A 13,799-nucleotide genomic window follows, 5' to 3' on the forward strand; every position below is an offset into this window, starting at 1 on the left:
ACCCAACCCTCTCCCCCCAAGCGGGGGGAGAGGGCTTTGTCTACTTCCCGTTCGCATGCACCTTTGAAATGGGCGCGATGAACTGCGGCTCGGTGTCCCAGGGGAACAGGATCCAGGTGTCCTGGCTCACCTCGGTGATGAAGGTGTCGACCGTCGGCTTGCCGTGCGGCTTGGCGTAGACCGTCGCGAAATGCGCCTTCGGCAGCATGGCGCGGACCAGCCGGGCGGTGGTGCCGGTATCGACCAGGTCGTCGATCAGCAGCCAGCCCTCGCCCTGGCTTTCGAGGGCGGCGGCGGGCGGCTTCACCACCTGCGGCTCGCCGCGGTGTTCCTCGTCATAGGTCACCACGGACACCGTCTCGATCAGCCGGCAATCCAGCTCGCGGGCGATGATGGCGGAGGGGATCAGCCCGCCGCGGGTGATCGCGACCATGCCCGTCCAGGGGCCACGTTCCACCAGCCGCCAGGCGAGCGCCTTGGCGTCCCGGTGCAGCTGGTCCCAGGTCACGGTGTAGTAGCGCGGCGCCATCTTCGTCGTCTTCCCTCAGAACATCCGGCCGCCGTCCGGCACCTTGATGTCCGGCTTCAGCAGCACGACCGCGCCGTTTTCATCCGGCACGCCCAGCACCAGCACCTGGCTTTCGAATCCCGCGATCCGGCGCGGCGGGAAGTTCACCACCGCCATCACCTGCCGCCCGATCAGCCGGTCCGGCGTGTAGTGGACGGTGAGCTGGGCGGAGGAGGTCTTCACCCCGAGCCCGTCATCGAACTGCACCCAGAGCTGGATGGCGGGCTTGCGCGCCTCCGGGAAGGGCTGCGCGTCGATGATGGTGCCGACACGGATGTCGACCTTGTCGAAGTCGGCAAAATCGATCTGGTCCATGCGGTGTCCTACCCCGCGCCGCGGCGCGGCGGAAGCCACCCTCTTGCATGATCCGACGGCGCGGCGCAGGACGCTGGGCCTCCTGCCGGAGGATACCTGCCATGCTGCCCACCACCCCCACCTTCCGCCTGGACGGGCTGCGCGCCCTGGTCACCGGCGCCAGCAAGGGCATCGGCCAGGCCGGCGCCGTGGCGCTGGCCGCCGCCGGGGCGGAGGTCGTGCTCGCCGCCCGCACCATCGAGGAGCTGGAGGAGACCGCGACGGCGCTCGGCGAAGCCGGCCACGCCGCCCGCGCCGCGCAGCTCGACGTGACGGACCGCGACGCCGTGCGCGCCCTGGTCGAAGCCTCCGGTCCCTTCGACATCCTGCTGAACAACGCCGGCACCAACATCCGCCAGCCCTTCCTCGAGGTCGAGGATGCGGCGCTGGACCGGCTGCTGGACCTCAACATCCGGGCGATGTTCACGGTCGCCCAGGCGGTGGCGAAGGGGATGGTGGAGGCCGGGAGAGGCGGGGCCATCATCAACATGTCCTCCGTCAACGGCCACGTCGCCGGCGCCAACCGCACCGTCTACACCGCCACCAAGCACGCGGTGGAGGGCATGACCAAGGCGATGGCCTATGAGCTCGGCCCGCAGGGCATTCGGGTGAACGCCATCGCGCCCGGTTTCGTCGAGACGCCGCTGACCCGCGGCCTGCTGTCGGATGAGAAGGTGCGGGCCAGCCAGGTGCGCCGCATGCCGCTCGGCCGCATCATGACGGTGGAGGACATCATGGGCGCCATCGTCTTCCTGGCCGCGCCGGTCAGCCGCATGGTCACCGGCACCTCGCTCGTCGTCGATGGCGGTTTCCTGACCCAGTAGCGACCTTTCGGCGGCCTGGGCGGGTTGCACCCGGGCGCTTGCCGTTGCATCGCTTCCCCGACGTTCCGAAGGACCTGCCCAGAATGAAGCGCGACTTCCACGCCCCCGGCCGCAGCGCCGTCTATGCCGAGCGCGGCATGGCCGCCACCTCCATGCCGCAGGCGACGCTGGCTGCGCTCGACATCCTGCGGGCCGGCGGCAATGCGATGGATGCGGCGATCGCGGCGGTGGCGGTGCTGGGCGTGGTGGAGCCGCAATCCACCGGCATCGGCGGCGACTGCTTCTGCCTGTATGCCCCGGCCGGCACGGGCAAGGTCATCGCGCTGAACGGCTCCGGCCGCGCCCCGCGCGGTGCGACGCCGGAGGCGCTGCGGGCGGCCGGGTTGACCGCCATGATGCCGACTTCCGCGCATTCGGTGACGGTGCCAGGCGCGATCTCGGCCTGGGAGACGCTGAACAAGGCGCATGGCAGCAAGGGGCTGGACGAGATCCTGGCGCCGGCCATCCGCTATGCCGAGGAAGGCTTCCACCTGTCCGGGCGCGTGGCGATGGATTGGGAAAGCTCCGCCGGGAAGCTGGCGGGCCACCCGGGGGCCGCGAAGCACTTCCTGAAGAACGGCGCGGCCTATGCGCTGGGTGATCGCTTCCTGAACCCGGCGCTCGGCAAGACCATGCGCGCCATCGGCAAGCACGGCGCCCGCGCCTTCTACGAGGGCGAGATCGCCGCCGACATGGTGGCGACCCTGCGCGCCGCCGGCGGCACCCATACGGCGGAGGATTTCGCCCGCGGCGCCACGGTCGCCGAATTCGTCGACCCGATCAGCCGGGCCTGGCGCGGCATGGAGGTGTTCCAGTGCCCGCCGAACGGCTCCGGCCTGCTGGTGCTGATGATCCTCGGCATGATCGACAAGCTCGGCACCGCCGCGGAGGGCTTTCTGTCCACTGAGCGCCTGCACCGCCACATCGAGGCCGCCCGGCTCGCCTATCGTGACCGCGACGCCTTCCTGGCCGATCCTTCGCAGGTCGAAGTCCCGGTCGAGCGCCTGCTGTCCGAAGGCTACATCACGGACCTGGCCAAGCTGATCTCCGACCAGAAGGCGATGGCGGAACTGCCGGAGGCCGGGCACGCCGACTGGCAGAAGCACAAGGACACGGTCTACCTGTCCGTCGTCGACAAGGACGGGAACGCCTGTTCCTTCATCAACTCCCTGTTCGAGGGCTTCGGCTCCGGCATCTTCGCCGAGGGCGCCGGCGTGATGCTGCAGAACCGCGGCTACGGCTTCCGCCTGCAGGAAGGCCACCCGAACTGCATCGCGCCCGACAAGCGGCCGATGCACACCATCATCCCCGGCATGGTGATGAAGAACGGCGAGGCGATCATGCCCTACGGCGTGATGGGCGGGCACTACCAGCCGATGGGCCAGTCCCTGTTCCTGGCCAACATGTTCGAATACGGCCTGGACGTGCAGGAGGCGCTGGACGCCCCGCGGCTGTTCCCGACCGGCGGCAAGGTGCAGGCCGAGCGCGGCATTCCGGTGGCGGTGATCGACCGGCTGAACCGGCTGGGCCACGAGGTCACGCTGATCGAGAAGCCGCATGGCGGCGGCCAGGCCATCCTGATCGACCGCGAGCGCGGCTGCCTTGTCGGGGGCTCCGACCCCCGCAAGGATGGCTGTGCCATGGGGTACTGACGCGCAGGGCTTGACCGGCGCCGCGCCCCCCCCCACCCAACCCTCTCCCCCCCTTCGGGGGAGAGGGCTTCAGCAGACTGCGTGACACGGGATTCCGAACATGACCGAGGCCTGCGACCTGACCGCCGTGGAAGCCCGCCGCCTGATCGGCGCCCGCAAGCTGTCGCCGGTGGAACTGCTGGAAAGCTGCCTCGGCCGGATCGCCGCGGTGAACCATGCCGTGAACGCCGTGGTGGCGTTGGACGAGGACCGCGCCCGCGCCGCGGCGAAGCAGGCGGAAGCGGAGGTGATGGCCGGCGGCAGGCTCGGCCCGCTGCACGGCCTGCCGGTCGGCATCAAGGACCTGGAGGAAGTGAAGGGCCTGCGCACCACCTGGGGCAGCCCGATCTTCGCCGACCACATCCCGACCCGCGACGAGGCGATGGTGACCAACCTGCGGAACGCGGGTGCCATCGTCACGGCCAAGACCAACACGCCGGAATTCGGCGCCGGCGCCAACACCCGCAACATCGTCTACGGCGCCACCGGCAACGCCTTCGATCCCACGAAGTCCGCGGCCGGATCCTCCGGCGGCTCCGCCGTCGCCTTGGCCTGCGGGATGTTCCCGATCTGCTCGGGCAGCGATACCGGTGGTTCGCTGCGCAACCCGGCGGCCTTCAACGGGATCGTCGGCTACCGGCCCTCGCCGGGCCTGGTGCCGGCGGAACGGCGCGGCCATGGCTGGTCCGCCCTGCCGGTGCTCGGCCCGATGGCGCGCAACGCCCGCGATTGCGCCCTGATGCTGTCCGCCATGGCGGATGACGATGCGGTGGACCCGCTGGCCTACACCCTGCCGGGCCGGCGCGTGCGCGGTGGCGACCGCGACCTGTATCCGCCGATGGCCATCGACCTCGGCACGCTGCGGGTCGCCGCCACGCCGGATTTCGGCATCGCACCCACCGAGCGCCACATCCGCGAGATCTTCGCCAGCCGCGTCGCCGCCCTGACCCCGCTGTTCGGCCGGGTGGAGGACGCGACGCCCGGCTGCACCGGCACCGACGAGGCCTTCGAGGTGCTGCGCGCCGCCAGCTTCATCGCGTCACACGCCGAGAAGGTGCGGACTCGGCCACAGGATGTCGGCCCCAACGTCATCGCCAATGTCGAGGAAGGCCTGCGCTACACCCTGGCCGACTACGCCCGCGCCGCCAGCGAGCAGACCCGCATCTATCGCGGCTGGCAGGGCTTCTTCCAGAACCACGACATCCTGATCAGCCCGGCCATCACCATCAGCCCGCGCCCCTGGACGGAGCTGTACCCGGCCGAGATCGACGGCGCGCCGACCCGCACCTATTTCCACTGGCTGTCGCTGGCCTATGCGGTGACGCTGGTGGGCCATCCGGCCGTCAGCCTGCCGCTCGGCGTCGATCGTGCCGGGATGCCGTTCGGATTGCAGATCGTCGGCCCACGCGGTGGCGATGCGCTGGTGCTGGCGGTCGCGGCCGCGATCGAGGCGGCGGTGGCCGGCGATGCCAGCCTGGTCCGGCCGGTGCCGGACATCGCGGCGCTGAAGGCGGCGCCGCCGATCTCCGGCATGCCCCAGTTCAAGACCTGGGGCTGACGGGGGGCTAGAACGCTACCAGCGGCGGTACGGCCGGCCGTGGCCGTAGCCATAGGCGGGCCGGCCATAATAGGGCCGGCTGTAGCCATAGGACGGACGGCCGTAGTAGCGGCGGTTGTCATAGTGCCGGTGGTTGTTGTCGTTGGCGGACGCGATCGCCACGCCTGCGATCGCCGCGCCCGCGCCCAGGGCGAGTGTCGCCGGGACGTTCACCGACCCATCCGGATTCTGGCAGGCACCGAGCAGCAGGGCGGTGGCGAGGGCGAAGCCGGGAAGCACGCGCATGGTCTGATCCTCCGTGACGACCATTTGCGCAGGTCGTTGCGGCGAGGTGAAGGCAGCGTCAGGGCAGGCGCGACCAGAACATGGCGCTGCCATGGCGGGCATTTCAGAGGGTTTCACGCCAGGGCTCGCGCCCGGCCGATTGCGGGCTATGGTTGCCGCAAGGGCGCCGGCCAACCGGACACGGCGCGCCAGACCGGAGACGTCCCATGACCCTCGCCACACGGCGCGCCCTGCTGGCCGCCCCCGCCCTGCTCGCCCTGCCGGCTGGTGCCGCCCGTGCCCAGGGGCAGCCCTGGGCGCCCGGCCGCCCGGTGCGCGTCATCCTGCCCTATCCGCCCGGCGGCGGCACGGACATCCTGGCGCGGGCGGTGGCGGAGGCGATGCGCCCGGCGGTGGGCCAGCCGATCGTGGTGGAGAACCGCCCGGGCGCGAACGGCGCCATCGGCAGCGACGCCCTGTCCAAGGCGGAGGGCGACGGCAGCACCATCGGCATGGTGACCTCCACCCACACGTTGAACAAATACGTGATGGGCAACCTCAGCTACGACCCGATCGGCGACTTCCAGCCGATCGCGAAGATGACGACGCAGACGCTGGTCATGGTCTCCGGCACCTCGCAGCCCTTCGCCGATGTCGCCGGGCTGCTGGCCGCGGCCCGCGCCCGGCCGGGTGCCATCGGCTTCGGCCAGACGGAGGCGGTGACCCGCTTCGCCGGCACCGAATTCGCCCGGCTCGCCGGCGTGCAGATGGTGGACGTGCCCTATCGCGGCGGCGGGCTGATGATGAACGACATCGTCGCCGGGCACCTTCCCTGCGGCTGGACCAGCACCGCGAGTGCCATGCCGCATCTGTCCACCGGCCGGGTGCGGGTGCTGTGCGTCTCCACCGCGCAGCGCACCCCGCTGCTGCCGGATGTGCCGAGCGCGCAGGAGGCCGGCGTCGCGGGCTACGACATATCGAGCTGGGTCGGCATGTTCGGGCCGAAGACGCTGCCGGTTTCGGTGGCCGAGAGCATCCATGCGGCGGTCGCCACCGCCTACCGCGACCCCGCCCTGGTGCAGCGCTTCCAGACCCTGGGGCTGGAGATGGACCTCCGCCCGCCGGCGGCCTTTGCCCAATTCCTCGCCACCGACGACGCGCGCTGGGCAGATGCGTTGCAGCAGGGCCGCATCCAGAAGATCAACTGAGGCGGTTCAGGCCTTGCCGCCGGAGAAGGCATTGAAGGTCTGCAGGGTGTAGGTGTCCTTCACCCCCGGCACGCTCTGGATGCGCTCCACCACGAACAGGCCGATATCGTCGTCCGGCTCCAGGTAGAACTTGCCGAGCAGGTCGTACTGGCCGCTGGTCGAATGCATCTCCGACAATTCGGGGATGCTGTCCGCCATCTCCCGCGCCACGCGATAGGCCTGGCCCATCTCGCATTTCACCATGACGAAGATCGCGCGCATCGCTTCGGACTCCCGGACTGCGACCCGCAGAGTGGCGCGGGCGGGGCGGGGCGGGAAGGGGCCGCGGCGGGGGCACGGCGATTGCATGGCACTCGGCTGCTGATGAAGAAGCATTGCTTGTAAAATTGCGGAACGTGGGTCATTTGCTGCGGACCGGTGCCGACTTTCTGGCGGTTCCGGACAGTGACGAACGGTAACGGTATCTTGTCCGCTGTTCCGGGCTGGGCCAGAAGAATCGCTGTCAGAACTGGGGTCGCATGCGCACAACCTCCCAGCTAGCCGTCCTCGCCGCCGTGATCGGGGTGGGAACGGCTTGGCACGTGTATGGCGAGCAGATCGGGCTGCCGCGGCCGCTCGCCCTGGTGGGGCTGGAGGCGGCGGCGCCGACGGTGCAGCAGCGTGGCGGCGGCGGGCCGGTGGGGGTCGTGGTGGCGCCGGTGCGCACCGGCACCGTGGTGGACCGCACCGAATCGGTCGGCACCGTCCGCGCACGCAACGCCGTCGCCATCACCGCCAAGGTCAGCGGCATCGTCACCCGCATCCGGTTCGAGGAAGGCCAGGCGGTGCGGGAGGGTGACCAGCTGGTCGACCTGGAGGCCGCGGCGCTGCGTGCCGAACTCGACCAGGCCCGTGCCCAGTACGATGACGCCCGCAGCCAGGCGCAGCGCGCCCGGCAGTTGCAGCCCGGCCAGTCCATCGCCGCCCAGCGGCTGGAAACGCTGGAGGCGCAGGCCCGCCAGGCGGAGGGCCGCGTGCGCCAGACCGCAGCACGGCTGGAGGAATCCCGCATCGCGGCGCCCTTCGCCGGCCGTGTCGGCCTGCGCCAGGTCAGCGTCGGCGCGCTGTTGCAGCCCGGCACGGTGGTGACCACGCTCGACGACATCGAGCGTGTCCGGGTGGAATTCTCGGTGCCGGAGGTGTTCCTGGCCCGCGTCCGCGTTGGCAGCCAGGTCACCGCCCGCAGCAGCGCCTTCGGCGACAGGCGCTTCACCGGCACCGTCGCCGTGATCGACACCCGCATCGACGCCAACACCCGCACCGTCCGCGTGATCAGCGAATTCGACAACCCGGATGAGGCGCTGAAGCCCGGCCTGTTCATGACGGTCGAGTTGGTGCTGGCAACGCGCGCCAACGCGCTCCTGATGCCGGAGGAGGCGATCGACCCGCTCGGCGACCGCAGCTTCGTCTATGTGGTGCGCGACAACCGCGCCAAGCGCGTCGAGGTCCGCCTCGGCCAGCGCCTGCGGGGCGAGGTCGAGGTCCTGTCGGGCATCGAGGCCGGCGAGCCGGTGGTGGTCCGCGGCATCCAGCGCCTGCGCAACGATGCGCCGGTGCGCGTCACCGAAACCATGGTCCGCCCGACCTCCTGAGGGGAAAACCGCGCCATGGTGCTCTCGGACGTTTCCATCAAGCGGCCCGTCTTCGCCACCGTCATCAGCCTGATGCTGATCGTCCTCGGCATGGCGTCCCTCATCAACCTGCCGATCCGGGAATACCCGGCGATCGACCCGCCGGTGGTCTCCATCACCACCACCTATCTCGGCGCCTCCGCCGGCGTGGTGGACACCCAGATCACCGAGATCATCGAGGCCGCGGTGGCGGGGATCGAGGGCGTCAAGGTGATGTCCTCCACCTCCCGCGACGAGCGCAGCCAGGTCACCATCGAGTTCCAGCTTTCGCGTGACGTCGATGCCGCCTCCAACGACGTGCGCGACCGCGTGGCCCGCGCGCTCGCCCGGCTGCCGGACCAGGCGGATACGCCGGTGGTGCAGAAGGTGGATGGCGATGCGCGGCCCATCCTGTGGGTCGCGTTGGTCTCGGACCAGTTGTCCGGCATGGAGCTGACCGAGCTCGCCCGCCGCCGCTTCGCCGACCAGCTTGCGATCGTGGAGGGCGTGGCGCAGGTGCTGGTGCTGGGCGAGCGCAAGCCCTCCATGCGCATCTGGCTCGACCGCCAGGCCATGGCGGCGCGCGGCCTGACGGTGCAGGACGTGGAGGACGCGATCCGGCGCGAGAACATCGAGCTGCCGGGCGGCCGCATCGAGGGTTCGGCGCGGGAGCTGACCGTCCGCACCGACACGCGCATCAGCCATCCCGACCAGTTCCGCCAAGTTGTCTTGGCGCGCAGCGGCGGCGGCCAGGTGCTGCTCGGCGACGTGGCGCGGATCGAGGTGGCGCCGGAGGATACCCGCGGCGGCTACCGCATCAACGGCAAGCCCGGCATCGGCCTCGGCATCCTGCGGCAATCCACCGCCAACACCCTGTCCGTCGCGGATGGCGTGAAGGCGGAGGTGGAGCGCATCCGCACCGGCATCCCGGACGGCGTCGATGTCGTCATCGGCTACGACGAAAGCACCTTCATCGCGCAGTCGATCTACGAGGTGGAGCACGCGCTTATGATCGCGCTGATCCTCGTGGTCGTCGTGATCTTCTTCTTCCTGCGCTCCTGGCGCGCCACCATCATCCCGGCGGTCGCCATCCCGGTCTCCATCATCGCCTCCTTCATCGCGCTCGGCGCGCTGGGCTTCTCGCTGAACGTGCTGACCCTGCTCGGGCTGGTGCTGGCGATCGGCCTGGTGGTGGACGACGCGATCGTGGTGCTGGAGAACATCCACCGCCGGATCGAGGAGGGGGAGGAGCCGCTGCTGGCCTCCATCCGCGGGGCGCGGGAGATCGCCTTCGCGGTCATCGCCACCACGCTGGTGCTGATCGCGGTGTTCGTGCCGCTGTCCTTCATGGGCGGCAACACCGGGCGGCTGTTCACCGAATTCGGCTTCGCCCTGGCGGCCTCGGTGCTGTTCTCCGGCCTGATCGCGCTGACCCTGACGCCGATGATGTGCTCGAAGCTGCTCAAGGCGCATGAGGGCGAGTCGCGGCTGGTGCGCTGGACGGAGCCGTTCTTCCTCGGCATGAACTGGGTGCTGCGGACCACGCTGCGCCGGGCGCTGGCCGCGCCGCTGCTGACCATGGGCGGCGTCGCGGCGCTGACCGGGCTCGGCGTGCTGCTGTTCCTGACGCTGCCGAAGGAATTCGCGCCGACCGAGGATCGCGGCGTCATCATCATCCCGACCACCGGGCCGGAAGGCGCCTCCTTTACCTACACGCAGGAACATGTGCTGCGGGTGGAGCGGGTGCTGGAGCCCTTCGTCGCCAGCGGTGAAATCGCCTCCCTGTTCGCCACCGTCGGCGGCTTCCAGCGGCCGGCGCAGGCGAACGTCGCCAACATCTTCATGCGGCTCGCGCCCTGGGACCAGCGAGACCGCAAGCAGCAGGAGATCGCGGCGCAGATCATGCCGGGCCTGCTGGCGATTCCGGGCGTGCGCGCCTTCGCGCTGAACCCGCCCTCGCTCGGCCAGCGCGGCTTCCAGCCGCCGGTGCAGTTCGTCATCGGCGGCACCAGCTACGACACGCTGGTGCAGTGGCGTGACGCCTTCCTGACGCGGGCGCGGGAGAATCCGCGGCTGCTGAACCTCGACAGCAACTACCGCGAGACCAAGCCCGAGATCCGTGTCGAAATCGACCGCCGCAAGGCCGCCGAACTCGGCGTCTCGATCCAGTCCATGGGCCGGACCATCGAGACCATGCTCGGCTCGCGGGAGGTCGGCACCTATGTCGATGCGGGCCAGGAGTACAAGATCCTGCTGCAGGCGCGGGAGGAAGACCGCGCCAGCCCCTACGACCTGCAGAACATCTTCGTGCGTACCAGCAATGGCGGCCAGCTTGGCCTGATCGCCGGGGCGGGGTCCGCCCAGGGCGGGCTGGTGCCGCTGTCCAACGTGGTGACGCTGTCCGAACGCGCCCGGCCGCAGTCGCTGGCGCGGGAGGACCGGGTGCGCGCCATCACCATCAGCGCCTCCCTCGCCCCCGGCTACACGCTGGGCGAGGCGCTCGGCTTCATGGAGAGCGTGGCGCGGGAGGTGCTGCCGCCGGAGGCGCGCATCAGCTATCGCGGCCAGAGCCTGGAGTTCAAGGAAAGCTCCGGCGCGCTGTACGTCACCTTCGCCCTGGCGCTGCTGGTGGTGTTCCTGGTGCTGGCGGCGCAGTTCGAAAGCTTCATCCACCCCTTCATCATCCTGATGTCGACGCCCCTGGCGGTGACGGGCGGCCTGCTGGCGCTGCAATTCACCGGCCTTTCGCTGAACATCTTCAGCCAGATCGGGCTGGTGCTGCTGATCGGGCTGATGGCCAAGAACGGCATCCTGGTGGTGGAATTCGCCAACCAGCTGCGCGACCGGGGCCTTTCCGTGCATGACGCGGTGCTGGAGGCCTCGGTCACCCGGCTGCGGCCGATCCTGATGACCTCCATCGCCACCGCCTTCGGCGCCCTGCCGCTGGCGATGGCGACCGGCGCGGGTGCGGAAAGCCGGCAGGCGCTGGGCGTGGTCATCGTCGGCGGCGTCACCTTCTCCACCTTCCTGACGCTGTACGCGGTGCCGGCGCTGTACCTTCTGCTGGCACCCTTCACCAAGCCGATCGGGGCGGTGGCGGCGAAGCTGTCCGAATTGGAGAAGCGCCAGCCCGTGCCGCATCCGGCGCCGGCGGAGTAGGCGCGCGGCGCGACCCGCGCTAAATCCTCCCCGGCATGGACAGGGGAGCGACCAGCGTGGCGGATGTCGAGGCTCGGACGGGTGGCCAGTTGCTGGCCGATGCACTGGTCGCCAATGGCGCGACCCATGTCTTTGCGGTACCGGGCGAAAGCTACCTCGACCTGCTCGACGGCCTGTACGCGCAGCGCAACCGCATCGAGCTGGTGACCTGCCGCTTCGAGGCCGGGGCCGTCCACATGGCGGAAGCGCATGGCAAGCTGACCGGCCGTGCCGGCGTCGCCGTGGTCACCCGCGGCCCGGGCGCCTGCCACGCCGCCATCGGCGTGCATGTGGCCTTCCAGGACAGCACGCCGCTGGTGCTGCTGGTCGGCCAGATCCCGCAGAACGAGACGGACCGCGAGACCTTCCAGGAAGTGGACTACCGCCGCTTCTTCTCGCCCATCGCCAAGTGGGTGACGCAGATCGACGAGGCCTCGCGCATCCCGGAGCTGATGGCGCATGCTTTCGACGTCGCGACCAGCGGCCGCCCCGGCCCGGTGGTGGTGGCGCTGTCCGAGGAGATGCAGAAGCACCTGGCCAGCGTGCCGGATATCGGCCGCGGCGCCGTGCTGCCGGCGCATCCGGCGCCGGAGGCGCTGCCGCGCATGATGGCGATGCTGGAGAAGGCGGAGCGTCCGCTGGCCATCCTCGGCGGCAGCGGCTGGAGCGCGGAGGGCCGTGCCGCCATCCGCGACTTCCTCGTCGGCAACGACATCCCGACCGCCGTCTCCTTCCGACGCCAGGGCCTGTTCGATGGCACCTCCGCGCATTTCGCCGGCGATCTTGGGGTCGGTGCCGATGCCGGGCTGGTGGCCAAGGCGCGCGACTCCGACCTGATCCTGGCCTTCGGCACCCGCCTCGGCGAGCCGGTGAGCCAGGGCTACACGCTGTTCGACTTCGCCGGGCGCCAGCCGATCATCCAGGTCCACCAGGACCAGGCGGAGATCGGCCGCGTGCATCGCGTGGCGCTCGGCATCACCGCCGACGTCAATGCCTTCGCCGCCGCTGCCGCCGCGCTGCCCCGCATCGCCAACCCGCGCTGGTCCGGCTGGCGGCGCGACGTGCGCGCGGCGCGGGAGGCGCAGGCGAAGCCGCCGAGCTACGAGGGGCCGCTGAACCTGGCCGAGGCGTTGCAGGCGCTGGAGAAGGTGCTGCCGGACGACACCATCTTCGCCAGCGACGCAGGCAACTTCGCCACCTGGCCGAACCGCTTCATGCACATCTCGGAAAAGCAGGAGTTTCTCGGCCCGACCAACGGCGCGATGGGCTACGGCATCCCGGCGGCCATCGGCGCCGCGATCACCAATCCCGGCCGCACCGTGGTCTGCTTCGTCGGCGACGGCGGCGCGCTGATGACGGGGCAGGAGATCGCGACGGCCTTCCACGCCGGGGCCGCGCCGATCATCCTGGTGTTCAACAACGGCATGTACGGCACCATCCGCATGTACCAGGAACGCGCCTATCCCGGCCGCGTCTCCGGCACCGCGCTGACCAACCCCGACTTCGCCCGCTTCATCGAGAGCTTCGGCGGGCATGGGGAGGTGGTCTCGGCCACCGATGAACTGGTGCCGGCCTTCCAGCGGGCCAAGGCCAGCGGCAAGCCGGCGATCATCGAGATCCGCATGAACCCGGAGCAGGTGACGAACCGCGCGACCATCACGCAGTTGCGGGCGCAGGCCACCAAGGCCTGACAGCTTGCCGGGGGAGGGAACACCTCCCCCCCGAATGGCTATGTCAGCCGGATGTACTCCAGCCCGACGAAGCTCATCGTCTCGCCCTTTACCGTGACCTGCCCGCTGGCGGTCGCCGGGTTGCCGGCGGCGTCGAAGAAGCCATGGAGGCCCTGGCCCAGGCTGCGCAGTTCCAGCCCGCCCGTGACCATCAGGCCCATGCGCAGCACCTCCTCCGGCATCCCCGGCAGGTGCAGCGTGTCGAGGCCCGTGCCGCCGTCGAAGCGGTCGCTGCCATCGCCGGGACGCCAGGTGTAGACGTCGTCCCCGGCGCCGCCGAACACGCGGTCCGCCGCGCCGTCGCCGGTGCCGCCGCTGATCACGTCGTTGCCGCCGATGCCGGGGTGGGATGCGCTGTCGCCGTAGATGGTGTCCTGGCCGTCGCCGCCATCCAGCGTGTCGTGGCCGGTGTACAGAAGCTCACCCGGATCGCCGGCGATCGCCTGGGCCGCCAGGAAATTGTCGCCATGGATGATGTCGTTGCCAGCGCCGCCGGCCGCGCTGTCATCGCCCTGGCCCATGCGGATGGTGTCCTGGCCGGACCCGCCGGTGAAGCTGGCACCGGCGTCGCCTTGATCGAGATGGTACTGGCCGGGGTCCGGCTCCTGCTGGGCTGGCGGATCCTTCGACCCCGCTCCACCAGCCACGCGCACCAGATCCACATCGTCCAGTGGCCGCTTGCCGCGGGGAATCTCAGTTGGCATCGCCATCCTCCT

Annotated in this window: 12 protein-coding genes; 7 read left to right on the forward strand and 5 right to left on the reverse strand. The window is 70.3% G+C overall.

Annotated features, from left to right (window positions below; genetic code table 11):
* Positions 1–40 precede the first annotated feature (40 nt).
* A complete protein-coding gene (gene gpt / locus ACFHPP_RS04685) occupies positions 41–529 on the reverse strand; it encodes a xanthine phosphoribosyltransferase (RefSeq protein ID WP_430671282.1) in 489 nt (162 codons plus the stop codon).
* Positions 530–544: 15 nt separating this feature from the next.
* Complete coding sequence (locus ACFHPP_RS04690) at positions 545–883, reverse strand: tRNA-binding protein (protein ID WP_437162106.1); 339 nt, start codon at positions 881–883, stop codon at positions 545–547.
* 101 nt (positions 884–984) lie between these two features.
* Between ACFHPP_RS04690 and ACFHPP_RS04695 the strand changes: the two genes are divergently transcribed.
* The 3 genes from ACFHPP_RS04695 to ACFHPP_RS04705 all read left to right on the forward strand — a co-directional run bounded on the left by ACFHPP_RS04695 (position 985) and on the right by ACFHPP_RS04705 (position 5,034).
* Positions 985–1,746, forward strand: coding sequence for an SDR family NAD(P)-dependent oxidoreductase (locus ACFHPP_RS04695; RefSeq protein WP_437162107.1), 762 nt, complete (start codon positions 985–987; stop codon positions 1,744–1,746).
* An 83-nt stretch (positions 1,747–1,829) separates the two neighbouring features.
* A complete protein-coding gene (gene ggt, locus ACFHPP_RS04700) occupies positions 1,830–3,437 on the forward strand; it encodes a gamma-glutamyltransferase (protein WP_437162108.1) in 1,608 nt (535 codons plus the stop codon).
* A 100-nt stretch (positions 3,438–3,537) separates the two neighbouring features.
* On the forward strand, positions 3,538–5,034 hold the full coding sequence (locus ACFHPP_RS04705) for an amidase (RefSeq protein WP_437162109.1): 1,497 nt from the start codon (positions 3,538–3,540) through the stop codon (positions 5,032–5,034).
* A gap of 15 nt (positions 5,035–5,049) precedes the next feature.
* Here ACFHPP_RS04705 and ACFHPP_RS04710 read toward each other — a convergent pair whose 3' ends face one another.
* Positions 5,050–5,319, reverse strand: coding sequence for a hypothetical protein (locus ACFHPP_RS04710; protein ID WP_437162110.1), 270 nt, complete (start codon positions 5,317–5,319; stop codon positions 5,050–5,052).
* A gap of 206 nt (positions 5,320–5,525) precedes the next feature.
* Between ACFHPP_RS04710 and ACFHPP_RS04715 the strand changes: the two genes are divergently transcribed.
* On the forward strand, positions 5,526–6,506 hold the full coding sequence (locus tag ACFHPP_RS04715) for a Bug family tripartite tricarboxylate transporter substrate binding protein (RefSeq protein WP_437162111.1): 981 nt from the start codon (positions 5,526–5,528) through the stop codon (positions 6,504–6,506).
* A 6-nt stretch (positions 6,507–6,512) separates the two neighbouring features.
* Here ACFHPP_RS04715 and ACFHPP_RS04720 read toward each other — a convergent pair whose 3' ends face one another.
* Positions 6,513–6,767 carry an Lrp/AsnC ligand binding domain-containing protein gene (locus ACFHPP_RS04720; RefSeq protein ID WP_437162112.1) on the reverse strand — a complete coding sequence of 85 codons (255 nt, stop codon included), beginning with the start codon at positions 6,765–6,767 and terminating at the stop codon, positions 6,513–6,515.
* A gap of 257 nt (positions 6,768–7,024) precedes the next feature.
* Here ACFHPP_RS04720 and ACFHPP_RS04725 point away from each other — a divergent pair, with 257 nt between their 5' ends.
* Genes ACFHPP_RS04725 through ACFHPP_RS04735 form a run of 3 tightly spaced genes read left to right on the forward strand, consistent with a single transcriptional unit; the run spans position 7,025 to position 13,044 of the window.
* Positions 7,025–8,137 (forward strand): efflux RND transporter periplasmic adaptor subunit, encoded by a 1,113-nt coding sequence (locus ACFHPP_RS04725; protein ID WP_437162113.1) that lies wholly within the window; start codon positions 7,025–7,027, stop codon positions 8,135–8,137.
* Between the two features lie 15 nt (positions 8,138–8,152).
* Entirely contained in the window at positions 8,153–11,314 is a 3,162-nt protein-coding gene (locus ACFHPP_RS04730; protein ID WP_437162114.1) for an efflux RND transporter permease subunit, read from the forward strand.
* Positions 11,315–11,370: 56 nt separating this feature from the next.
* A complete protein-coding gene (locus ACFHPP_RS04735; RefSeq protein WP_437162115.1) occupies positions 11,371–13,044 on the forward strand; it encodes a thiamine pyrophosphate-dependent enzyme in 1,674 nt (557 codons plus the stop codon).
* A 38-nt stretch (positions 13,045–13,082) separates the two neighbouring features.
* On the opposite strand, the gene ACFHPP_RS04740 is transcribed toward ACFHPP_RS04735, so the two are convergent.
* Positions 13,083–13,787 (reverse strand): calcium-binding protein, encoded by a 705-nt coding sequence (locus ACFHPP_RS04740; RefSeq protein WP_437162116.1) that lies wholly within the window; start codon positions 13,785–13,787, stop codon positions 13,083–13,085.
* Positions 13,788–13,799: the final 12 nt, after the last annotated feature.

The organism is Falsiroseomonas sp. E2-1-a20 (genome assembly GCF_051433195.1).
In the GTDB taxonomy this organism is placed as follows: domain Bacteria; phylum Pseudomonadota; class Alphaproteobacteria; order Acetobacterales; family Acetobacteraceae; genus Falsiroseomonas.